Source organism: Solibacillus sp. FSL K6-1523, assembly GCF_038005225.1.
GTDB lineage: Bacteria > Bacillota > Bacilli > Bacillales_A > Planococcaceae > Solibacillus.
Window position 1 is genome coordinate 3,210,502 of the sequence record NZ_JBBOSU010000001.1, and the last position, 22,906, is coordinate 3,233,407.

General features: G+C 35.8%; 27 protein-coding genes and 1 other annotated feature. Of the genes, 7 read left to right on the plus strand and 20 right to left on the minus strand.

The features are described 5' to 3' along the window. Position 1: 1 nt before the first annotated feature. The 6 genes from pheS to MHI10_RS15505 form a co-directional block, all read right to left on the minus strand. On the minus strand, positions 2-1,039 hold the full coding sequence (pheS, locus tag MHI10_RS15480; RefSeq protein WP_340786968.1) for a phenylalanine--tRNA ligase subunit alpha: 1,038 nt from the start codon (positions 1,037-1,039) through the stop codon (positions 2-4). A gap of 118 nt (positions 1,040-1,157) precedes the next feature. After that, positions 1,158-1,386: a binding site (T-box leader), on the minus strand. Between the two features lie 69 nt (positions 1,387-1,455). Continuing rightward, the gene (gene qoxD, locus MHI10_RS15485; RefSeq protein ID WP_340786971.1) at positions 1,456-1,737 is read right to left on the minus strand and encodes a cytochrome aa3 quinol oxidase subunit IV; all 282 of its coding nucleotides are present in this window, start codon (positions 1,735-1,737) and stop codon (positions 1,456-1,458) included. Position 1,738: 1 nt separating this feature from the next. After that, complete coding sequence (qoxC, locus tag MHI10_RS15490) at positions 1,739-2,338, minus strand: cytochrome aa3 quinol oxidase subunit III (protein ID WP_340786974.1); 600 nt, start codon at positions 2,336-2,338, stop codon at positions 1,739-1,741. Further along, on the minus strand, positions 2,338-4,299 hold the full coding sequence (gene qoxB, locus MHI10_RS15495) for a cytochrome aa3 quinol oxidase subunit I (RefSeq protein ID WP_340786978.1): 1,962 nt from the start codon (positions 4,297-4,299) through the stop codon (positions 2,338-2,340). The genes qoxC and qoxB overlap by 1 nt, the downstream gene beginning before the upstream one ends. Positions 4,300-4,335: 36 nt before the next feature. Beyond that, positions 4,336-5,202, minus strand: a complete 867-nt coding sequence (gene qoxA / locus MHI10_RS15500) for a cytochrome aa3 quinol oxidase subunit II (RefSeq protein ID WP_340786980.1) — start codon at positions 5,200-5,202, stop codon at positions 4,336-4,338. Positions 5,203-5,861: 659 nt separating this feature from the next. Beyond that, a complete protein-coding gene (locus MHI10_RS15505) occupies positions 5,862-6,623 on the minus strand; it encodes a TrmH family RNA methyltransferase (protein ID WP_340786983.1) in 762 nt (253 codons plus the stop codon). 120 nt (positions 6,624-6,743) lie between these two features. On the opposite strand from MHI10_RS15505, the gene sspI reads away from it, so the two are divergent. Further along, a complete protein-coding gene (gene sspI, locus MHI10_RS15510; RefSeq protein WP_340786985.1) occupies positions 6,744-6,953 on the plus strand; it encodes a small acid-soluble spore protein SspI in 210 nt (69 codons plus the stop codon). A gap of 198 nt (positions 6,954-7,151) precedes the next feature. Here sspI and MHI10_RS15515 read toward each other — a convergent pair whose 3' ends face one another. Continuing rightward, complete coding sequence (locus MHI10_RS15515; RefSeq protein ID WP_340786987.1) at positions 7,152-8,270, minus strand: NAD(P)-dependent alcohol dehydrogenase; 1,119 nt, start codon at positions 8,268-8,270, stop codon at positions 7,152-7,154. 166 nt (positions 8,271-8,436) lie between these two features. Between MHI10_RS15515 and MHI10_RS15520 the strand changes: the two genes are divergently transcribed. After that, the gene (locus MHI10_RS15520) at positions 8,437-9,342 is read left to right on the plus strand and encodes a LysR family transcriptional regulator (protein ID WP_340786990.1); all 906 of its coding nucleotides are present in this window, start codon (positions 8,437-8,439) and stop codon (positions 9,340-9,342) included. Between the two features lie 79 nt (positions 9,343-9,421). Here the strand turns inward: MHI10_RS15520 and MHI10_RS15525 are convergent, their stop codons facing one another. After that, positions 9,422-9,958 (minus strand): TetR/AcrR family transcriptional regulator, encoded by a 537-nt coding sequence (locus MHI10_RS15525; RefSeq protein WP_340786992.1) that lies wholly within the window; start codon positions 9,956-9,958, stop codon positions 9,422-9,424. 158 nt (positions 9,959-10,116) lie between these two features. Here MHI10_RS15525 and MHI10_RS15530 point away from each other — a divergent pair, with 158 nt between their 5' ends. Further along, positions 10,117-10,938, plus strand: a complete 822-nt coding sequence (locus tag MHI10_RS15530; protein ID WP_340786996.1) for a pirin family protein — start codon at positions 10,117-10,119, stop codon at positions 10,936-10,938. A 414-nt stretch (positions 10,939-11,352) separates the two neighbouring features. Beyond that, positions 11,353-11,799 carry a helix-turn-helix domain-containing protein gene (locus MHI10_RS15535; protein WP_340786999.1) on the plus strand — a complete coding sequence of 149 codons (447 nt, stop codon included), beginning with the start codon at positions 11,353-11,355 and terminating at the stop codon, positions 11,797-11,799. Positions 11,800-11,975: 176 nt separating this feature from the next. Here MHI10_RS15535 and MHI10_RS15540 read toward each other — a convergent pair whose 3' ends face one another. Beyond that, on the minus strand, positions 11,976-12,632 hold the full coding sequence (locus tag MHI10_RS15540) for an HAD family hydrolase (RefSeq protein ID WP_340789266.1): 657 nt from the start codon (positions 12,630-12,632) through the stop codon (positions 11,976-11,978). A gap of 603 nt (positions 12,633-13,235) precedes the next feature. Here MHI10_RS15540 and MHI10_RS15545 point away from each other — a divergent pair. After that, positions 13,236-13,604 (plus strand): VOC family protein, encoded by a 369-nt coding sequence (locus tag MHI10_RS15545; protein WP_340787002.1) that lies wholly within the window; start codon positions 13,236-13,238, stop codon positions 13,602-13,604. A 140-nt stretch (positions 13,605-13,744) separates the two neighbouring features. On the opposite strand, the gene MHI10_RS15550 is transcribed toward MHI10_RS15545, so the two are convergent. From MHI10_RS15550 to argF, 6 genes are all read right to left on the minus strand, one after another. After that, entirely contained in the window at positions 13,745-14,134 is a 390-nt protein-coding gene (locus tag MHI10_RS15550) for a VOC family protein (RefSeq protein WP_340787004.1), read from the minus strand. A gap of 376 nt (positions 14,135-14,510) precedes the next feature. Then, complete coding sequence (locus MHI10_RS15555) at positions 14,511-14,966, minus strand: VOC family protein (RefSeq protein WP_340787006.1); 456 nt, start codon at positions 14,964-14,966, stop codon at positions 14,511-14,513. 47 nt (positions 14,967-15,013) lie between these two features. Next, positions 15,014-15,487 carry a GNAT family N-acetyltransferase gene (locus MHI10_RS15560; protein ID WP_340787007.1) on the minus strand — a complete coding sequence of 158 codons (474 nt, stop codon included), beginning with the start codon at positions 15,485-15,487 and terminating at the stop codon, positions 15,014-15,016. A 94-nt stretch (positions 15,488-15,581) separates the two neighbouring features. Further along, entirely contained in the window at positions 15,582-16,229 is a 648-nt protein-coding gene (locus MHI10_RS15565; RefSeq protein ID WP_340787009.1) for a uridine kinase family protein, read from the minus strand. 46 nt (positions 16,230-16,275) lie between these two features. Beyond that, on the minus strand, positions 16,276-16,755 hold the full coding sequence (locus MHI10_RS15570; RefSeq protein ID WP_340787012.1) for an NUDIX domain-containing protein: 480 nt from the start codon (positions 16,753-16,755) through the stop codon (positions 16,276-16,278). A gap of 456 nt (positions 16,756-17,211) precedes the next feature. After that, complete coding sequence (argF, locus tag MHI10_RS15575) at positions 17,212-18,177, minus strand: ornithine carbamoyltransferase (protein WP_340787015.1); 966 nt, start codon at positions 18,175-18,177, stop codon at positions 17,212-17,214. A 307-nt stretch (positions 18,178-18,484) separates the two neighbouring features. On the opposite strand from argF, the gene MHI10_RS15580 reads away from it, so the two are divergent. Continuing rightward, positions 18,485-18,940 carry a CoxG family protein gene (locus tag MHI10_RS15580; RefSeq protein ID WP_340787017.1) on the plus strand — a complete coding sequence of 152 codons (456 nt, stop codon included), beginning with the start codon at positions 18,485-18,487 and terminating at the stop codon, positions 18,938-18,940. A gap of 50 nt (positions 18,941-18,990) precedes the next feature. Here MHI10_RS15580 and MHI10_RS15585 read toward each other — a convergent pair whose 3' ends face one another. From MHI10_RS15585 to MHI10_RS15595, 3 genes are all read right to left on the minus strand, one after another. Continuing rightward, positions 18,991-19,728: a DUF3784 domain-containing protein gene (locus MHI10_RS15585; protein ID WP_340787019.1), complete on the minus strand. Its 738-nt coding sequence runs from the start codon at positions 19,726-19,728 to the stop codon at positions 18,991-18,993. A gap of 138 nt (positions 19,729-19,866) precedes the next feature. Beyond that, a complete protein-coding gene (locus MHI10_RS15590; RefSeq protein WP_340787021.1) occupies positions 19,867-20,955 on the minus strand; it encodes a M42 family metallopeptidase in 1,089 nt (362 codons plus the stop codon). An 80-nt stretch (positions 20,956-21,035) separates the two neighbouring features. Beyond that, complete coding sequence (locus MHI10_RS15595; RefSeq protein WP_340787023.1) at positions 21,036-21,518, minus strand: dUTP diphosphatase; 483 nt, start codon at positions 21,516-21,518, stop codon at positions 21,036-21,038. A gap of 88 nt (positions 21,519-21,606) precedes the next feature. On the opposite strand from MHI10_RS15595, the gene MHI10_RS15600 reads away from it, so the two are divergent. Further along, entirely contained in the window at positions 21,607-21,987 is a 381-nt protein-coding gene (locus MHI10_RS15600) for a sigma-w pathway protein ysdB (protein ID WP_340787024.1), read from the plus strand. Between the two features lie 91 nt (positions 21,988-22,078). On the opposite strand, the gene MHI10_RS15605 is transcribed toward MHI10_RS15600, so the two are convergent. Beyond that, entirely contained in the window at positions 22,079-22,339 is a 261-nt protein-coding gene (locus MHI10_RS15605; protein WP_340787025.1) for a DUF1294 domain-containing protein, read from the minus strand. A 142-nt stretch (positions 22,340-22,481) separates the two neighbouring features. Beyond that, positions 22,482-22,841 (minus strand): 50S ribosomal protein L20, encoded by a 360-nt coding sequence (gene rplT / locus MHI10_RS15610; protein ID WP_057989770.1) that lies wholly within the window; start codon positions 22,839-22,841, stop codon positions 22,482-22,484. Between the last annotated feature and the right edge of the window lie 65 nt (positions 22,842-22,906).

Sequence of the window (22,906 nt, forward strand, 5' to 3'; positions counted from 1 at the left end):
CTCACACTTCTGCCTGATGGAATTGTGATAAGAAACGTGTGTCATTTGTATAGAAATGACGAATATCATCAACTCCGTATTTTAACATTGCAATACGCTCTGCACCGATACCGAATGCGAAACCTGAAACTTTTTTCGAGTCATAGCCAGCCATTTCAAGTACGTTTGGATGCACCATACCAGCACCTAAAATTTCAATCCAACCTGTTTTTTTACATACGTTACAACCTTCACCACCACATTTATGACAAGACACATCTACTTCTACTGATGGTTCTGTAAATGGGAAGAACGATGGACGTAAGCGAATTTCACGCTCTGCACCGAACATCTTCTTAGCTAATACATCTAGTGTCCCTTTTAAATCAGACATGCGGATATTTTCGCCAATTACTAATCCTTCAATTTGCATGAATTGATGTGAATGCGTCGCATCATCTGCATCACGACGGAATACTTTACCAGGGCAAATAATGCGAATATGTTCCCCTTTTTTAGCTTCCATCGTACGCGCTTGCACTGGTGATGTATGCGTGCGTAATAAAATCTCTTCTGATATATAGAAAGTGTCTTGCATATCGCGAGCAGGGTGACCTTTTGGTAAGTTTAACGCTTCGAAGTTGTAGTAGTCTTTTTCGACTTCTGGACCTTCTGCAATTTCATAACCCATACCAACGAATAGGTCTTCAATTTCTTCTACAACACGAGTTAATGGATGACGATTGCCGATGCGCACTTGTGCACCTGGTAATGTCACGTCAATTGATTCATTTTCCAGCTGTGCTAAAATAGCAGCTTCTTCAAGTGCCGCAACTTTTTGCTCTAATTGTGCCGTTACATTTTCACGTACTGTATTGACCAGTGCACCCATTTTTGGACGTTCTTCAGCAGATAGTTTCCCCATGCCTTTTAATAAATCTGTAATCGGTCCCTTTTTACCTAAATAAGCGACACGAACTTCATTCAACGCTTTTAAATTAGCAGCTTCTGCAATTTTCGTTAAAACTTCTTGTTCTAATTGCTTTAATTGTTGTTCCATTCGTTTCATTTCCTCCTTCAATCAAATATGAAAAACAGCATACGTACTATATGGACGCAAGCTGCTTCATTTTTTTATGGATGCCTATTTTGGTCCACAAAAAAACCTCGCCCCCTAAAAAAGGGACGAGGACGAGTTTCGCGGTACCACCCTAGTTATTGCAAAAATGCAATCACTTCATTTGAGCTAACGACTCATTACGCCGGCTATCCTTTCACCAATAATGGCTCCCGGAAGCTGCTCGCGGGGTGAACTTCATTATGCAATTTGTATGCAAGCTTGCAGTCTCGGCTCGCATTTCCTAAAACAAATTTCACATAATTACTCTTCCCGGTCAAAGCATTTAATAAGTTATTCTTCATTTAGTCTAATGTATTTTCAACATTATTTCAACTGAAATGAAGCGTATTAGAAAATTACATATCCCAAAGTAGGATTAAAAGTGTTCCTAAAACTGTAATAACTACTAAACCAAGACCGTAAAAAATGTTTGAGTAAATTGACCATTTATCTTCTGTTTCACCAGCATGCATGAATACCATGAACTGTAATCCAGCTTGAATGAACGCTGTTACTAAAAGAACAATCATACCTGTCGTGAATGACATATCTGTGAAATAAACTAACATCGCAATTCCTGTTAATACAAGAGAGAAGATGAAGCCCATTACTTGACCTAAAGGAAAGAACTTCGCCATATTACATCATTCCTTTCAAGTACACGAAACTAAAGATGAAGATCCAAACAACGTCTAGGAAGTGCCAGTAAAGTGAGAATACGAATGTTTTCCCTGCTGTAACTGATGTTAACCCACGTTTTGCGATTTGGATTACTAAGAATGTACCCCATAATAAACCAAATGTAACGTGAAGTCCGTGTGTTCCTAAAGTTGTTAATAAAATTGATGTAAATGCACTTACTGTAATGCCAGCACCAATGCTCGCATAGTGTACAAATTCATAAATCTCCACACTTAAGAATGCCGCACCTAATAGTAATGTGATTACCATGAATGAAATTGTCGCCTTTTTACTACCAAGACGCATTGCATGAATGGCTAATCCGATTGTAAAACTTGATGCTAATAAAATAAATGTTTCAAGTAAAACTGGTGTAATTTCGAAAATCTCAGCACCTGTTGGACCGCTACCTGTACGGTCTACAAGCGTGAAGTATGATGCGAATAATGTACCGAATAACATAATTTCCGCACCTAGGAATACCCAGAAACCAAAGATTTTCAAATTGTTTTCCTCAGTAGAATACTCTAAAGGAACATTGTTATTTACTTTACCCATTATTTCGCACCTCCTTTTTCATAACTTTTTTCTGTTGCTTCTACTTCATGTTTATGAATATGGTAACCGTGATCGTCTTCTAAAGAACGTACACCCATCGTAATTAATACACCGATTAATCCGAAAATCGCCAATCCAAACATACTGAATACTAAACCAAATCCTCCAATGAAGAAGAATACTGACATAACAAACGGTTGACCCGAGTTATTTGGCATATGAATGTCTTCAATTTTACCTTTGAATAATTCAACACCATTTTTCTTATAATCCCAGAATGCTTCTGATGAGCCTTTTTCTAGGTTCGGAGTAATTGCAAAGTTGTAAACTGGAACTGGTGTATGCGTTGCCCACTCAAGTCCACGTGCATCCCAAGGGTCACTTGAAATATCACGAGAAGAGTTTTTAAAGCTATACCAAATGTTCCATACAAGCATAAGGAATGATACTGTCATAATACCAGCACCGATGAACGATACCATATTTAATAAGCTAAAGCCTGTTGATTCAGAGAATGTGTACATACGGCGTGCTTGACCGTCTAAACCAGTGACATACATTGGCATGAACGACATGACGAAACCGATTGACATTGTCCAAACTGTTGCTTTACCGATTTTTTCATTTAGCATGAAGCCAAACATTTTCGGCCAGTAGAACGTTAAACCAGCTAACATCGCGTAAACAACACCAGGGATGATTACGTTATGGAAGTGAGCTACTAAGAACATTGTGTTGTGATATTGGTAGTCAGCTGCTGACATCGCAAGCATAACCCCAGTTACCCCACCAATTGTAAATAGTGGTAAGAAGTGTAACGCATATAACATTGGCGTCGTAATAACAATTTTCCCTTTATACAGTGTAAATAACCAGTTAAAGATTTTTACACCCGTTGGAACAGCAATTGCCATCGTTGTAATTGAGAAGATTGAGTTTGTTAATGCACCTTGACCCATTGTGAAGAAATGGTGCGTCCAAACTGCGAACGAGAATACCGAAATAATAAGCATTGACCAAACCATTGACGTGTAACCATATAAGTTACGACGTGCAAATGTTGAAATAACTTCTGAGAAAATACCGAATGCCGGTAAAATCAAGATGTATACTTCAGGATGTCCCCAAACCCAGAATAGGTTGGCCCAAAGCATGTCCATACCACCATTATCCATTGTAAAGAATTGTGTACCGAATAAACGGTCTAACGTACCCATTGCAAGTGCCACTGTTAAAACAGGGAATGCGAATACGATAATTAAGTTTGCAATAAGTGCTGACCAAGTGAACATTGGCATTTTGAATAATGTCATACCTGGTGCACGCATTTTCATAATTGTTGTGATGAAGTTAATACCTGTAATTAACGTACCAAGACCCGCAATTTGTAGTGCGATCATATAGTAGTTTGTACCAACAGAAGTACTAAATTCATTACTTGCTAGTGGGAAGTAAGAAGTCCAACCAGCGTCTGGAGATCCACCAAGTACGAATGAGATGTTGAATAATCCCATCCCCATGAAGAATAACCAGAAAGAAATTGCATTTAATCGTGGGAACGCTACGTCGCGTGCTCCGATTTGTAATGGTACTAAATAGTTAAAGAAGAATGTAATAAATGGCATTGCCATGAATAAAATCATGACTACCCCATGTGTTGTAAATACTTCGTTATAGTGCTGTGCATCTAAAAATGTATTATCTGGAACGGCAAGTTGCATACGTAACATAACTGCATCTACGCCGCCGCGGAATAACATTAATAACGCAACGAGTAAATACATGATACCGATTTTTTTATGGTCTACAGTTGTAATCCACTCGCGCCATAAGTAGCCCCACAATTTAAAATATGTGACAACTGCTACTAATGCGATTGAACCAATAACGATTGACGCCATCGCAATGTAAATTAATAAGCTTGGATGTGGAATCGCAAACTGAGCAAAAAATTCTTTCATTGTAGTACTCCTTTCAAAATTTCTATATTAGAAAAATTACTTAGTAGCTTGCTCTTCATCTGATGTTTCATGATGTTCTGGAGCTGGTGAGAACTCTAAGTGTGTACCCGTATAAGTTGAGCGACCAAGGTGACCTGGTTCTAATAACTCATCAAACTTTTCTTCTGTAAGTGGTTTTGCAGTAGCATGTACTTCATCTACCCACTCATCGAATTCAGCTTGTGTCATCGCAGTTGTGATAAATGTATTTTCAGCTGTACCGCGACCACTGAAGTTAGCGTTACGTCCCCAGAATTCGCCTGGATCATCCGCTGCTAAATGTAATGTTGTAACCATGTCTGACATCGCATATTTCTGACCACCTAGTTGTGGAATCCAGAAACTTGTAATCGGTCCGAATGAATATAAACGGAATTCGATTGGACGATCAGCCGGAATGTATAAATAGTTGACTGTTTCAACATCTTGTTCTGGATAACTGAAATGCCATTTCCAGTCAGATGATGATGCATAAATTACTAGTGGTTCCTGATTTTCATATCCTTGAGGAATGTTCTCAACAATATAGTTACTCTTAACAGATACAAATGCTAAGCCAGTAACGATAATTACAGGAATACCAATCATAATTGTTTCTACAAGCCAGTGACCTTCGATATGTGGTGGCTCGTAATCAGGGCTTTGCTTTGAAGCGCGGTATTTAACTAACATAAATACCAACATTGCAAAAACAGTTAAAACTACAACAGACATAACCGTAAGTAATAAGATTGTATCGTCGGCTTGTCTTTGTGCTTGTGGACCTTTAGGATCAAGGACAGCTAATTTATCATTACAACCAGCTAATAATACAGCGCCTAGTCCTAAGAAAGAGAGTAATGTTCCCTTCATATTTACTTTCATAGTTGGACTCCTTTCCAAAATAGATAGAGCTAGTTAGAATAGTCTTAAGCGCTTACAATGAGTGCTTAAACCTTAGAAAAATAAGTGTTGCATGAATAAAATCTTTTGTAACTCTTTGCACTATGTGTATAGTGAAAACTACGTTATATGTTCCCACAATACATACTTTTTCATCCGTACGTATTTAAATCAAACGTAAGTGATGCTTTCGGCAATCTCGACAGAAGAATTTATTATCGTGTCATGCGCAACATTTGAATGACATGTCTAACTGATATCGATTCTAGTGAAACATCAAATAAGTGTCAAAACATCTAATTGGAAAAACACTGATTTCAACAAGATTTTATCGGTGGTAATTTTTGAAAGTCACAGATAATAAGGCTTATCAAACAGAAAACTCGCAGTTACGAGAAATAAAAGCAACTCTATTTAATAATGACATTTTGATGAACATGCTAAAGTTGTTCTCTTCGGATTATTCTGACTCATCAACAATTTGTATACGTTACATTTATTTTACAAATATACCTGCGATATAACGCGCTTCATCGTAATATTAGTCTTATTTATTACTTTCGAGTTAGTTTTTAATTAAATTGATTTTATTATACAAAAAAAGTAATACGGGCTACTAAACCGTACTACTCTTTTAGTTTTTATTTAACAAATGCATACAATAATATTCCCGCTGCTACTGCTACATTTAAGGATTCTGCACCGCCTAAAATAGGGATAATGACATTTTGATCCGTTTTAGCAAGCAATTGTGGACTAATCCCACTACCTTCATTACCTAACAGTAAGGCAAAAGCGTCACTTGGCTCAACATTTTTATACGAAACCGCTTCTTCAAGAGATGTACCGTATACGCGAACACCATCTTGCTGAAGGTTTTCAATCCATTCCATTAAATCTCCGCGCACAACAGGGATGTGGAAATGCGAACCTTGTGCAGAGCGCAGTGTTTTCGGATTGAAAGCATCTACACAACCTTTGCCTAATACGACTGCATCGATTCCTGCTGCATCAGCCGTTCGAATCATTGTGCCAATATTGCCTGGATCTTGTACTGCATCGACTAGCAGCACTTTACGCCAATCATACTTTTCATCTTCTGATATTTCACGTTGTGTACAATGAGCAAAAACGCCTTGTGAATTTTCTGTTTCGGCAATTTCCTTTGCTACGGCATCATTGACTTCAATTAGCACAACATCATCAATATCCCAAAGTAACGGTAAATCCACACCGTCACGAACGATAATTTGCGTAATTTGATCTTTATGTTTTAATGCTTCTTCTACTAAATGAAAACCTTCTACGATATACTCGCCTGACTTTTCACGTTCTTTACGCTGCGTTAATAACTTTTTCCAATGCTTTACAAGCGCATTTTGAGTTGATTCAATTCGTTTCATTTTATCCGTCCTCTACCTTTATTCGATTACCCATTTTAGCATAAAACACTTTTTTTCCCTAATGGATTCGATGTATAATTATTGAATTTTTGTTCATAGTAAGTGAAAAGGAGGTTTCATATGGATTTTCAAATTCGACAAGCCATTACGGCAAACGTAACAAATTCACAGCCAAATGAATTTAGCGACATTGTAAACGATGCAATTTCACGCGGTGAGGAGCACCTACTACCAGGTCTCGGAGTCTTTTTAGAGAAATGGTGGAGTGCAGCAAATGAAAATGAACGAAATGAATTTTCTCAAAAGTTAGCCGCTCAGTTCGCATCGTAATAAGCACGGTATAAACAGATGAATATCGCTTTTCAGTTTAACGGCAAACAGGAGAGCGCTCTTTAAACACCACAATGTTGAAACTTGAGATTGCCCCATCTCAAATCAACATTGTGGTGTTTTTCAAATGGAACTGTAAATAATAAATAAAATACCCACCTCAACTATCAAATGGTCATTGAGGTGGGCTACTAGAAATTATTGACGATATGTTTTATCCATAATTAAAATTGGTTTAATAACTGCACCAGATACAGATTCTTGTGCTGCTTCGTTAATTTGCTCAAAATCATAATATTTCACTAACTTATCGAATGGGAAGCGTCCCTCTTTATGGAATTTCACAAGCTGTGGAATTGATAATTGTGGGATACCATCCCCCATTACAACACCAATCATATTTTTACTTGCCATCGTGATTTCCGCTGTTGGAATAATTTCTAGACTATTTCGTGAAACAGCTATTGGTGCGAATGTACCACCTTTACCTAAAACAGTTAAGGCTGTTTTCATAACAGGCGATACACCTGTTGTATCGACAGAGTAGTTTACCCCTCTGCCATTTGTAATTTCTTGAACTTTTGCAATTGGATCTTCGTTCTTACTATTAATTGTATGTGTTGCACCTAGCTCTTTTGCTAGCTCTAGACGGCTATCATGAATATCGATTGCAATAATTGTTGAACAGCCTTCAAGTTTAGCTGCCATCATAGCAGCTAAACCAACTGCTCCCGTACCAAATACAGCAATTGAAGAACCAATCGTAGGTTTTAAACCGTTTACAACTGTGCCACTACCTGTTAAGAAACCACAGCCAAGTGGGCCAACTAAACGTAAATCTGCATCCGCATCTACCTTTGTTAAATTGCTTTCATGCACTAATGAATGCGTTGTGAATGAAGAGTGTCCATAAAAGTTTTTAATCGGTGTTTTGTCTTCGCGATAAAATGTATGGCTACCATCTTCACGTACACCTGAAAAATTCAGCTTCATCCAATCATCACAAACGGATGGGCGTCCTTGTTGGCAACTTTCACAATGACCACAATAGGCATAAGACATAACTACTTGGTCGCCTACTTTAAAATTCTTTACTGCACTTCCTACCTGCTCTATAATTCCTGCCCCTTCATGTCCTAGCACAACTGGGAAAGCAACAGCTGTATTTCCTCTACGGATTGTTTCGTCAGACATGCACATACCCGACGCAACCATTTTCACTAATACTTCATCTGCTTGCATTTCAGCTAACTCTAATTCTTCTAACACATAATCTGTATCTGCTCCACTTACAACTGCTGCTATTGTTTTTACCATTTCAACTTCCCCCTCATTATTAATTAATTTGCTTGCATACATTTATCTCGAATTTGAGATATATGGCATCTCTGTATGAGCAATTTCATTGTAACAATGGATGAAGGACAAATATAATTAGTAAAAGTAATAGTAACTTAAGCAATGCTTATAGAAGGAGCTAACAATGAATATTGAGCAAATGCAATATATTGTAGAAATCGCTAAAACAAAATCATTAATTGCCGCATCTCAAAATTTACACATTAGTCAATCCGCGCTTAGTCAATCGCTTACAAATTTAGAAATGGAGCTCGGGATAAAAATTTTTAACCGTTCTCGAAATGGTACTGTCGTTACGTCTGTTGGTCAGGATATTATTCAAAAGGCAGAAGAGGCTTTACTAAAAGTACAAGAAATAAAAGACCTTTCCTCAGAATATGTAGGGATGTTAAATGAAAAGCTACAAATCGCTAGTATTCCCGTAAGCTTTTCATTACTCGTTAAAACAGTAGCACGTTTTAATCAAGATTTTCCTATGACGAAAATTTCAATTACGCAACGTAACTCGCAACAAGTCATACAAGAAGTTAGCGAAAAACAGGTTGACCTTGGCATAATTGCAATAAAAGAAAGTGAACTTGAATCAATTAAAGGCTTAACTGTTGAACCTTTTTATGAAGGGAAAATGCTGTTAGCAGTTGGAAAAAGTTCAGAACTTGCGACAAGGAAAAGTATTTCTCCCAAAGAATTATTAGCGCATCCGATTATTTTATATAATGAAACACATTTTGAGCGTACACTTCAGCTTTTTGAAGAGCAATTTGGCAAAGTAAATACGTCATTTACAAGTGACAATGCACTCGCTATTTTCACAGCTTTGTATGAAAATATTGCTGCCACATTCTTTTATGATATTACAATACATACTTCGCCTAGCCTTATACTGGATGAAATTAGAACTTTAGAAATTAGCGATTTTGAACAAGAACCCATTTTATTTTGTTGGGTGTATGCAAAAAATACCGAAAGTTCTTTTATTGTTATGAAAAAGTTTTTAAATAGCTTTATGAACAATTTCAAGGTCAATTAAATTACTCCCTAGCTATTAAATAACTGATACCATGATGAAAATCACCTTTCAAACAACGAGTTTTTGAGAGGTGATTTTCTTACGTAAGCATTAGTAAAGAGCCCGCAACTTGTTTCGCAAAGGTTTTGGCATCGGTATTTTTTTGCTTATCCCACGCTACATAGCTTCCATATAAGCCCCAGCTAATGAGGACAGCCTGTAATTTTTGTTCCTCTGGTAAATGTTTTTCAATTGTTACTAACAAATAGTCCTTCACTTTGTCATCAATCATTTGAGTAAATGCTGTATAGCCTCTTCGACATTGCGAAAACATTTGATCGTGGACACATACAATCGCTAAAAACATTTGTACAATCATATCTTCCGTGAAAGCGCGATTAGGGCTTTCTTGAAGATTCTCTGTGAAAATTTGTTCGATCCGCTCCGATAATACTTCTTCCAATAATGCATATTTATCAACAAAATGCGCATAAAATGTGGCGCGATTAATCGTTGCTTGCTCCGTAATATCCTTTACTGTTATTTGTTCAAAACTTTTTGAAATAATGAGTTGATTAAATGCTTCTACAATCAACTTCCGTGTACGAACCGTTCTTGGATCCATCGTTTTTTCCATTGTTGCACTTCCCTTTCACAACAGATTCTCAATTATGTTGCTTACATAACAAAATCCGGTTGATGTTCATTGTACTTTTTTACGATCCATCTTATAGTGAAAATATACAACACGTGTTGCTTACATGACAACTATTCAGAAAAGGTGGCGCATTTTTTATGTTATCAATTCAATCTGTCCAACCGATCCCACTTCAAGGTGGCGACGGTCGACAAGTACGTTTAGTATTACAGCCAACAAATCCACAGGAGCACGATCCTTTTATTATTTTAGCCGACGACCAATTTGCACATAATACATTTGCTGATCATCCGCATAAAGGAATTCAAACCGTTACCTATGTCATTGATGGCAGTTTGGAACATTATGATAGCAAAACAAATGGCGGTGGTCGTTTAAATCCTGGCGATTTTCAAATTATGACGGCCGGGCGAGGCATTATTCACAATGAAAACCCAGATCCCGGTCAAGAAGCGCGTGTCCTACAACTTTGGGTCAATCTATCAAGTGAACATAAAAAAGTGGACGGTCAATATGAGGATTTAGCACATGTAAATGTACCATTCATTGAATTTGATGGAGGTAAAATTGAAGTGTATGCTGGTGAAATGAATGGTGTAAAATCTCCAATGAAGCTATTCACACCCTTCACTTTTGCGGCAGTTACTGTAGAAAACGGTGCCTCGGAGCTAATTATCCCTGCAGAGTACAATAGCTATATTTATGTTCTTGAAGGTAGTATTACAGTTCAAGATCAAACAATACAGACACATAATGTCGTTCGTTTTGACAGTTCTAGCTTAGTTGATTCGATTTCATTCAGCACAACATCTCATGCAAAATTCGTTGTTTTCGCAGGATTACCGATTAAAGAGCCGATTGCTGCGCGCGGTCCATTCGTCATGAATACAGAAGAAGAAATTAAAGAAGCGTACGCTAGCTATCGTAACGGTACTTTTTTAGATGGTGTTCCTTATTAATTAAATACTTTTGTTACAGTAATAAAAGACAATTCAAAGAGCGGTGCATATTTGAACTAACAACTATGCATCGCTTTTTTTCGCTTAATATAAAACACTCTTTACTTTTAGTATATTATTTTTTAACTCTTTATTTCCTTTCAGATTACGGAATGCCCCTTATTTTAGCAAATAACTTATATCTCCTAATTTTCCTTTCATTAAACTGTCATTATAGCCCCTTATAATGCTTATCTCAATTTATAGAAAGTCTATAAAAACTCATTTATTATAAAACTAAACTGATGAACAAAGTACTTTCAACTTAAATAAACGCTGTTTCCAAGGGGGAAACCTACAGTTTACACCTTTGCAACTATGCGGTTCTTTAGTTTTTTAGTGAAAATAAATATACTGGGGATAGGAGTTGATCATATGTATTTTTCTTCAAAAATAAAAGAAGAACGTCAGAAGCACAGTATGTCACAACAACAGCTTGGAGAAAAACTTAATATTAGTAGACAATCTATTTCCAAATGGGAACGTGGAGAAAGTTACCCTTGTATTGAATTGCTAATTAAGTTAAGTGACCTATTTGATATTACACTTGATGAATTAGTAAAGGGGGATACTTCTTTGAAAGAGAAACTTATAAAAGATAGCCAAAAATTAGCCTATCCAAGATGGAAATTATTTTTTGATATTCTTTTAATAATCGGCTTTTTAAGTATACTAGCTAAGATTTTCATTGTAGTAGGTAATAAGTTATTTGATTTAAATATTGTACTCTTACAGGATTCTCTATTATTTCAAATTGGACCATTTTTTATGACTATCATTGGAGCGATTGGTAGTGAATCTCTAGCCAAAAAATACAAATAATCATTTTGGGTTTAAATTTATACATTAAATATATAGGAAAGTCCTTACAAATTATCGGAAGGGACTTTCTTTCAATATGTATACTTTCCCCTTAGCTTATTATTTGTTACACGAACATTGGATCATTCCCCATATAACCCCACTTCCTCAATCATCCATATACATGCTTCTTCGTCCTATGTAAAATAACTTAATAATTCAGCCAAAGATTTGATCTCGGCATATGGTTTTATTTCAGTGTCATTATTGTTCCTTTGGGGATTAAACCATATACCCTTTATACCTGTATTTTGACAACCACCAATATCCTTTTCTAAGTCATCTCCAACGAATAATGCATCTTCAGGTTCCACATTAAGCTTTTTTAATGCCAATTCAAATATGCGTTTGTCAGGTTTACTAAATCCTGCTTCTTCAGAAATAATGATCGTCTCAAAATAATGATTTAATTCAGTGTTAATTATTTTAGCTTTTTGTCTTTGAGTTGAACCATTTGTTATAATCCCAACTTTAACATGCATCTTTATCGTTTTGATGATATTTACAGTTTCTTGGTTTATCGAAAAGCAATTCGGAAATTGACGATTCCAAAAATCTTGAATGTCGTTATGTGGCAATCTATATTGAGGCGGAAATTCATCGAAAAATGCTTCCAAAACTTTTACTTTATCATTATTGCCATAGCCTCTATTGTCATATTCTTTGAATTTTTTTAGCATTTCGTTTCTTTCCGAAAGTTTAACATCCTCATAGCACTTTTCTAAAACAATTAAAAATAGTTTCTCTACGGCATGATCCCTATTAAGTAAAGTATCATCTAAATCAAATAGCATTGCTTTATAACCGCCCAATACTTCACAACCTTTCTCACATTCTATAAATATTCGCTAGTTCTCTTCCTTTATTGAAATAATTTCTATCAAAACTTTCTACTTCTATCTCAGTTAGCCACCTATTTACCCCTTTAAACAGAAAATAGTATCTATCCCCAATTAAGATATATGAAATACTGCTTTTCATAATACCATTATTTTCTTGCAATTCTTCTTCTGTAATGCCTAAGTATTCACCTAATTACGATTGTGTTAGAAACTGCTTCTCAGTCATTATTGAAATATCTTCTACATCCTGTTGTTCCTCCACGTGTAATTTGCTTAATATTAACCAACCGTTAAATAAAATAGCTATTGCTAACAAAAAAATCGAAACCGCAACTAAATTAAATTTTATTTTTCTTAGCTTCCTTTCACTATAAGTATTACCATAATAAATCGCTATGCGTTCTTCTACTATACTGCGGCGTCAATAATAATGCCCCTCCACTTGTTGAAGGAACTCTCTTCGTTAGTTGAACAAGACAATCGATTGAATTTTCACATAAAGGATTTTCATAAATGCGTGTAGAATAAATAAATAAAACAAAAAGGTGGGATAAAATGATGAATCAAGTTTGTGTTATAAGTATTTACGTGCCAAATTTAAACAAAGCAATTGACTTTTATACGAATACTTTAGGTTTTGAGTTAAACAAGCAGTATGGACCTAATATTGCCTCACTTGTACATGGAGAGTTACCAATTATTCTAGAGGAGAACAATCATACAACCTTTAATCACGATAATAAAATTACAGGAGTTGTATTAGGACTTCGAACTGAAAATATTTATGAAACGGTTAAACTTTTAAAAGAAAAAGAAGTCGATTTTATTGTAGATGAACCAACTAATTGTCCTCCTGGAAAATATATTAGTTTCAGAGACCCCTTCGGAAATATTTTAGAGTATCTCCAATTTGAAAATATGTAACAAGCCTTAAAAGTTCAACTTTATGGTTGAACTTTTTAATCTTCTTTTATAACTAACCGCCTTTTTTCATACAAGAAATTCAGCAAAAAGTGTTAATCTTATATGGAATAACGCAGCCTTAGTTCAACTTACTAAAACCTTTAAATTCCTAAAATTGCTTTTATACGGTCATTTTCTTCTTTCTTATCCATATACTCAAATAGTCCAAGTCGGTTTCCCCAAGGGTCATTGAAAGTTCCCCATTTTGCAGAAACTTCTTCACGGGAATAAATCTCAAATTTATTAATTCCGAGCTCTTTAGCTAGCCTTTCTCTTTCAGCCATTATATCTGTTACACCTAAACGTAAAGGTCCATTTTCTTTGGAAGGTGTTCCTTCAGCAACTTGCAACCAGCAACCCGGAATTATTTCCCACTCAGCAAATCCATCATGTGGTATGAAATCCGCTTTTTTGCTTAGTAGTACTTCATACCATTTATGCCCTGCTTTAAAATCAGTTACACGAACTTGATTAGTTATTTCAAAAATCACTTTTCCATCTCCAAAAATTCATATTTTTAGTTTTCTATAAAATCAAAATCTATCCCTCTAATTAAACTTACCTGCGTCGTTCCTTATTTTTTACGGGCACTCCAATTTGTTAAATTTTTTTGAATAACAATAGCTTCCATTATTATTCCTCCATTCATTTCATCTTACTTTTCAACAATTGATTTGTAATTATATCGAGAAGAACCGCTATCTAGTTTATTCTATTTAAGTTGAACATTTCCCTTCATGTTCAACTTATCTATTTACCTAGTAAAAAAGCATTTCCACTTATTGTAGAAATGCTGTCCGTTAGCCATCTATGTACCGCAAATTTAACGTTGTATCATAGAAAATGAAAGATTATTACGTTATTTTATTATGCATTTAATTGTTCCCACTCGCTTAAATACATTCGTTTTGTAATTTTTTTAGGATTTTCTAATTTACAAATCAATTCCAAACTATTTCCATCAGGATCATTAAAATGGATTTTGGCGTGAGCATAATCATCATGTGCCATCACAAACGGCTCAATCGGTTTAAAACCAAATGCTTCTCTTGCTTCATATCCCTTCTCTTTAAGCCAAGCAACCGAATCTCTCAGTCCTTCTATCGTCACTTGGAAAGCGATATGTCTTATTGAAGGGTGATATTCAAGCTCTACTTTATCCGTTTCCCATAAACCCAACCAACTTTTATCCTTTTCAATCCATAGAAAAGCTATTTTATTATCTACACTGTGGTCATATTCTAAACCAAGACTTTTATAAAACTGTATGGATTTTTCTAAATTACTAACTGGCAAATGTGCTTCATATAAACCTTTAATCAATTTTGAATGCTCCCTTTAACTGTATTTTTTAAATTTATAAAAATGGTTCATTTCCTTTTAACCATTGTCATAAATTCTGCAAAATCGGTGCGAAATTCGTCTTTCTTCTCAAAACCAAGCTTTTCATATAGATGGATTGCTCTTTGATTGAACTTTGCCACAGTCAGTCTAATCGGTGTACCTTTATGGTTCTCTTCAATATAACGCAAAATAAAAGAGCAAAATTCAAAACCGCTTCCTTTACCTACATATTTAGGGTTCATACCGAGTCCCATATCAATTGAATTCTCTGAATAAACACCAAACCTTTTCCCCACAGGAACTTGCGCATTGTCTCCCGTACAAAAAAATCCATGTAATTTTTGATCCTCATTAACAAGTGCAAAATATGAACCATCCAGTAGTTCCTTCACAGCTCCATCTGATATTTCATTATTGTAAAAATCATATGGCTTCTCATATTCCCAGCTAACAATATCTTTGGCTAAATCTTCATTCATATTTTCAATAAGTAATTGCATGTTATCCCCCCTCCACCTAACCAATTCTCTAATAAATAGAAAGAATCCTCCTTGTACTTATTTATAATTTCCTAACATTCTTAAAAGGACAAAATCAACTAAAATCAAAGGTATTTTCCTCAACATAACTTTTTCCCTTGCCATTTTTTATAATAATATCGAAATGCTTACTGTACGGATGCATAAACACCTCATACTGAATACGACGCTCATTGTGAGATTGCTTTAAATAATCAATATCGGTTCCTCTTTCTTCTATATCTCGGCCGAATCGTCTCTCTAACTCCGTATCACCATCTGTATAAAAATAAATAAGAACATCAAATAGATTTGGATTGGCAAAGGCAACACTCATACCTTCTACAATTGTTAGTTTATTTTGTGAAGTCAGTATTTCACTTTTTAAATAATGTGTGTCAAGCGTGCGTAAATTCATATTTTCCTTTAGCATCCATACATCTCTTTCCAAAGACGGTATATGATGTGCCGCAGGATGGCATGCTGTCATTTTAGAGTGATGCATTGTTCCTTTATGTAAATAATCAATCATTGCATATTTACGTACCGCTGAACTTACTATGTATGGATCTGTATTAAGGTAATTTATATTGTGCTTTAACTTTTCCATTAACATATGTGCAAAGGTCGTCTTTCCTGCCGCGCCATGACCGGATATTCCAATGATTAGCTTCTTATCCGAATTATGAACCCAACGTTTGATTTCTTGAATTAATGTGTCCATCATTCATCCCCTTTTCTATACGATAAAGATTAAATGTCTTATCATTTCACGTAAAAGTTCGACTTAATTTATGTTCTTCTATTAAGTCAATATTTCTACCGTTAATCATATATTCCTGTAAATGTGCACCGATATTCGCATATATTTTAACATTTTGTAATTCTGAAATTGGTAGCCATGTAACACCGATTTGATTAGGGTCTGGATTTTCTGGAAGCTTTGGAATCGTGTTGTTTATTATTTTACATTCAAACATCATCACTAATGTATGGGTCTTCCCAAACTTTTCAAAATTGAGATGCGGTGCATACTCATAAACAAAGGCTAAAGGACCGACTTCTACATCTATACACGCTTCTTCTTTCGCTTCTCTTTTGACTGCATCCGTAATCGACTCATTCGGTTCTGCGCCACCAGCTGGCAAATCATAAATAATCCCTCTTAACGGGTCATTATAAACTGTTAATAATATATTGTTATTTTCAATGATAATCGCCCCTGCTCGCACTCTTATATGAAACGACATTTAAAATCTCCCCCTATAACTATTTTCAATATCCCGCATATTATTGATGGAATTTACTTAATCCACTTAATATATTTCAAGATTAAATAGGAATATCCTTCATCACAGAAAAAAAAGCAATCCAGCGTCTCCCGGATTACTTTTACTATGTAGTGATGAGGTATTCCATCTTGAGTACGTTCATCACGTGTAGTTATTTGATGTGTCACAGCGTCTCCCATTCCAACATCAAACAGCGCTACTATCTACTTGTTCGCCCTTCCTGCTTGCAAGTAGATATGCATTCATATATAGCAACACGATTACAACCCATAATCGTGAAGCTTATTTGATCAATTACGCCTCGGCGTAATTGTGTCCAGATTTTTTTCGGGCTAGCTCGAAAAACTCCTCTTAAAATCTGTGACATCCGCTGGGACTTAACTTGATTCAGTAGGGGACTCCTACTGAATCAAGCTAAGCCAATAATGAAACTAACACTGCTTTTTGTGCATGCAGACGATTTTCTGCTTGTTCAAAAATATACGAGTTTGGCCCATCAATAACAGATGTCGCCACTTCTTCCTCGCGATGTGCTGGTAAACAATGCAGGAACATATAATCTGGCTTCGCATGGGCAACAAGTGCATCATTAATTTGATAACCAGTAAAATCCTTTAATCGCTGTGCCGTTTCTTCCTCTTGCCCCATCGACGTCCAAACATCTGCATAAATCGCATCCGCATCTTTTACAGCTACTACAGGATCATTTGTAACAAAAACGATACTGCCATTTTTTGCTGCAATTTGTTGTGCTTTTTCGATAATCGTTTCATCACATTCATAGCCAACTGGTGTTGCAACCGTTACGTGCATACCTACATGTGCAGCTGCAACGATTAATGCATGAGCGACATTATTGCCATCCCCAACATAGGCAATTTTCAAGCCTTTTAATTCACCTTTGTTTTCCGCAATTGTTTCAATATCGGCTAACGCTTGGCAAGGGTGATCGATGTCTGTTAAACCATTAATTACTGGAATTGAAGCAGCTTCTGCAAGTTCTTCCACCATTGTATGTGAATTAGCACGAATCATAATACCATCTAAATAGCCTGATAAAACTTTACCTGTATCCGAAACAGGCTCACCGCGGCCAATTTGCATATCTTTTGCATTCATATACATGCCATAGCCACCTAGCTGCTGCATGCCCACTTCAAATGAAACGCGCGTACGAGTTGAACTTTTCTCAAAAATCATCCCTAACGTTTTACCTTCTAGTAAACGTGGGCATTTACCCGCTTTCGTAATCGTTTTAAGCTGTGTTGCTAATTTAATCAACTCTTGAACTTCATCACTTGTATAATCAAGCAATGTTAGCAAATCTTTACCCTTTAAGCTTTCGACAGGCTTTAACTGAATCTCTTCTAACAATTTCATGTCTCTACACCTCTGTAACCTTAATGTTGTCTTTATTATACATATGCATAATTATAAAATCAAGTGGATTATTATAAAAAATTAAATATTTAATTTTCTTGTAGTTAAGCATAAAATAACTTTTTGAGCATAAAGAAAATATCCGCTTTAAGTAGCAGATAACTAATTTTATTAGAATTTATAGAAAGCTATATTGAAATTATAGTTATTTTCCGTAATAATGAAACGAATGATTGGTTTTCATTTGGAAGCTTTCCTATTCCATACAAAACCATTCGAAATGAAGTTCAAAGGGGATGAGCGAGCAATGCCACAAGCAATTCATGCAGTTGAAATCGCATTAAGCAATGAGGTCGTTTGGAATTTTACGAAGGATTTTAATGCATGGGCACCATTAATTCCAGGTTACTTAGCCCATGAGGTACAAAATGATACGCAATTTCATTGGGTATTTAAAGCGGATCTTGGTTTCACGAAAAAAACAATCAAATTACAAGTGGATATTCAAGAAGTTACTGCTCCGTCCGATGTGAAGTTCAAGTTAACAGGACTTTCAGATAGCTTTAATGGGCATGGCTATTTTAAACTACTGGAAGTGAACGAAACGACAACACAATTTACAGGAAGCCTCGACCTTTCTGCTAGCGGTATAATGGGGATGATGATTAATCCCGTTTTGGAAACTTTTGTCCCACAAATGACAGAACAATTGATTGAAGCTATTCATGCTAAATTAAATGGAGAATCTTCTATACGTAGCTAAATTGAAACGGCGCATGAAAGTTCTACCCTTTCATACGCCGTTTTCTATTGCTACTGCTGAACTTTGGCTTCCATCTTGTTATAAAACGCCGTAGTTTCGTCTGCTGTATCTAAATTGAATATAACCTTCTTATCATTCACGACAAACGAAATAAATGGTGGCACACTTTTATCAACGAAAAGTTTTGCCTTCTCTCCATTCTTAAATTTAAAATGACCCTTTAAATGGGAACCAACAGCTGATCCATTTGTACGCAATGAGATTTCAGGAAGTTCTTCCATTAAAGTAAGTTGCTCTATTTCCGCCCATTCATATACATCCCCATACATGCCACCAATTTCAAGCGCATCAACACTTGCGACAATGCCCGACTGCTGCGTTGAAAAATACATTAAAATCGCTACACCTATTAACGTAATTGCTAAAATAATCATCGGCATTTTTAATTGCTTGCTCGCACCTTTTTTCCATTTACCCTTTTCATCAAATAAATTTCCATTAAATTTTTGCGCTTTCACAATCATAATAATCGTTGCTATGACAAATACAATTATAATTGGTGCTGACAATGCCGGTTTATCCATCAACTGCAAGACACCCATTATTACAAATAACAGCGCAAGAAAGTACATATACATTCCGATCACGCGCCCGAGTCCTTTTGTATCAACGTTGGCCTTGCGCTCTTTTGACATTGTATTGTAGCCCGAAATTAAGAAGTACCATTTTAATTTATGCACCGCAAAGCCTAAAAAGACAAATAGCCCGGCTAATATGAAACAAATCAATGGATTTCCTCCTTTTCTGTTCTTTTCTTATTCATTTTTATGTATGGAAACTTTTTATAAAATGCAAAAGGTAGGTCAATCCCATAACAGAATCAATCTACCCTTTACATATACTAGAAATCTCTACAGCTTAATTTATTATTCGAACGTAATTTTATTCACTGTATCACGGTCTAATTTTTTGATCACTTCTACGATTAATTTAACAGCGTTGTCATAGTCATCACGATGTAAAATACCCGCATGTGAATGAATATAACGTGTTGCAACACCGATTGAAAGTGAAGGAACACCATTTGCTGTGATGTGGATTGAACCCGCATCCGTACCGCCACCAGCCATTGCTTCGAATTGATATGGAATACCTGCTTCTTCTGCTGTATCAATAACTAACTCACGTAAGCCTGTATGTGACACCATTGATGCATCATACACAACAATTTGTGGACCTGCACCGATTTTAGATGTTGATTCACTTGGTGTTACGCCTGGTGTATCACCTGCTACACCTACATCTACTGCGAAACCGATATCTGGTTGTACTTTAAACGTTGAAGTTTTTGCACCACGTAGGCCGATTTCTTCTTGTACATTCCCTACTCCATAAACGATATTTGGATGTTTTTCGTCTTTTAATGCTTTTAATACATCGATTGCAATCGCACAACCAATACGGTTATCCCAAGCTTTTGCTAATAAATGCTTTTCATTTTTCATTACGTGGAATTCAAAATATGGGGTGATCATATCGCCAGGACGAACGCCCCATTCCATCGCTTCTTCTTTAGAAGTTGCACCGATATCAACGAACATCGCTTTAATATCAACTGGTTTATTACGCACTTCAGCTGGTAAAATATGGGGTGGTTTTGAACCGATTACCCCAATAATTTCTCCGTCTTTACGTGTCGTAATTGTCACACGTTGAGCAAGCATTACTTGGCCCCACCAACCGCCAACTGTTTGGAAAAATACGAAACCTTTATCGTCAATACGTGTTACCATAAAGCCAACTTCATCTAAGTGACCCGCAACCATAATTTTCGGTCCGTTTTCATCGCCTACTTTTTTCGCGATTAGGCTCCCTAAGTTATCTGTTTCAATTTCATCAGCAAAAGGTGTAATGTATTTTTTCATTACTTCACGAGGTGCACGCTCATTTCCTGGAATTCCGTTTGCATCCGTTAAATCTTTAAACATTTGTAATGTTGAGTCAAGTTTTGTCATTCTTCATTTGCCTCCTAAGTATGTACTTCATTCCATATTATAACGAAATTATTTCGAAATGTGAAATAGTACTCATCAATTCAATAACCCGAACGTTGACGCTCATAATTTTTTTCGTTTTTATCTTTATAAGCTTTTAAAATATCTTCCACAGTAAACCCTAAATTATACGCCAATATACTATAACTATTCCAAAGCGCTTTATAACTTACTTCGGTTTGCTCATTTATAAATGTCAAAACAACTTGTGTCAGTTCGATAAATAATGGCGTTAGCTCCCGATTTTGCGATAAGTTTGGCCACTGAGTTAATAGAAATCCTCGCATATTTCCAAGTGATAGCATGAAATGAATCGAATCAACAAATTCCTCTAAGATTACTTCGCGGTCTGACGGGCCCTTTGTTGACCAAAATTTAAAACAGCGCGTTTCATTCGCAAGTTCTGATAATTCAACGAGGAGTGCTAAACCTTTTTCTTCAAATACATCCTTTTGTACATTTTGCGTTTCCTCGATAAATTGATCAAGCGCACGCTGCATTTCAAATAATTGTTTAAATTCCATACTATTTCTCCTTATTTCTAAAAAAAATGAAACCTTTTCTCTACTCAATCGTATAGCATGGAAACAGCGTAAGCAAGGGGGAAGTTCTATGGCTCTATTATTGCGCATTGCCATTATTATTCTCATCATTTACATATTTTATAAAGGGGTACGTTATTTAACAGATCCGAAGCGTAAACTTGATGAAGCATACGAAAATGGGCAATATTATTTTTATGATGATGTCAAAAATATTCGTAAAAACTTTTTCATTTCCTATAAAGATGCGTTATTTGAAGGTGAAAAATATTTAGGCACTACTGAAAATGCGTTTGAAGTGGTCAGCATTTTCGTTTTTGTGCATGATCCGATGAAGTTGCAAGGTTTTACAAAAGAAGATTTTCTTTATTTAGAAAAGGAAATTTTAATGAATTATCCAAATGCGAAAATTAACTGGAAGAATCCAATTGAACAATTGATGAAGGATTAAATTTCAGAATCATTCATCGCAGCTTTTCCACCAAAAATCCACCATTTCATTGAAAATGGTGGATTTTTGCTGTGTATGAATGGATTTGTAATTAAAATAGTTGCACAAGTAAAAAAACATGTACGGCAGCGAGCAACGGAAAGCCAAATGCGAATTTATTATGATTCGTTTTATGGCGGAATAAATACATGCCGAGCACGCCACCAATTGCTCCTCCAAATATCGCTAACGTAATTAATGTTTTTTCAGAGATTCGCCATTCTTTATTTTTAGCACGTTCTTTGTCACTATACATATAGATACATAATATAAGCGAAACAATCGAAACGTATGCAAGAGCTGCTAATTCCATAAAAATTCGTTCTCCCTTTCGCTAAGAAAAAAGCCCACATAAAGACGTGTGACTCGATTCCTCTAAATTAGCTACTTCCTTACGACCGAAAAAAAGACTGATAAGGAGAGCTATTCTCCCTGTCAGTCTTTTGAAGTGTAAATTATTTAGCTTGAGCGTTTTTAGAAGCTTCAGCTAATTGAGCGAATGCTGCAGCATCGTTAACAGCTAAGTCAGCTAACATTTTACGGTTAACTTCGATACCAGCTAATTTTAAACCGTGCATTAAACGGCTATAAGATAAACCATTCATGCGAGCAGCCGCGTTAATACGAGTGATCCATAATTTACGGAAATCACGTTTCTTTTGACGACGGTCACGGTATGCATAAGAACCTGACTTCATTACTGCTTGGTTAGCTACTTTATATAATGTATGTTTTGAACCATAGTAACCTTTAGCTAATTTTAATACTTTTTTGCGACGAGCGCGTGTTACTGTTCCGCCTTTTACGCGTGGCATAGCAATTACCTCCTGCTAATTCTTTCGAATGTTTAATTGTTTTTTTGTTTTTGTTTTACCGAAAA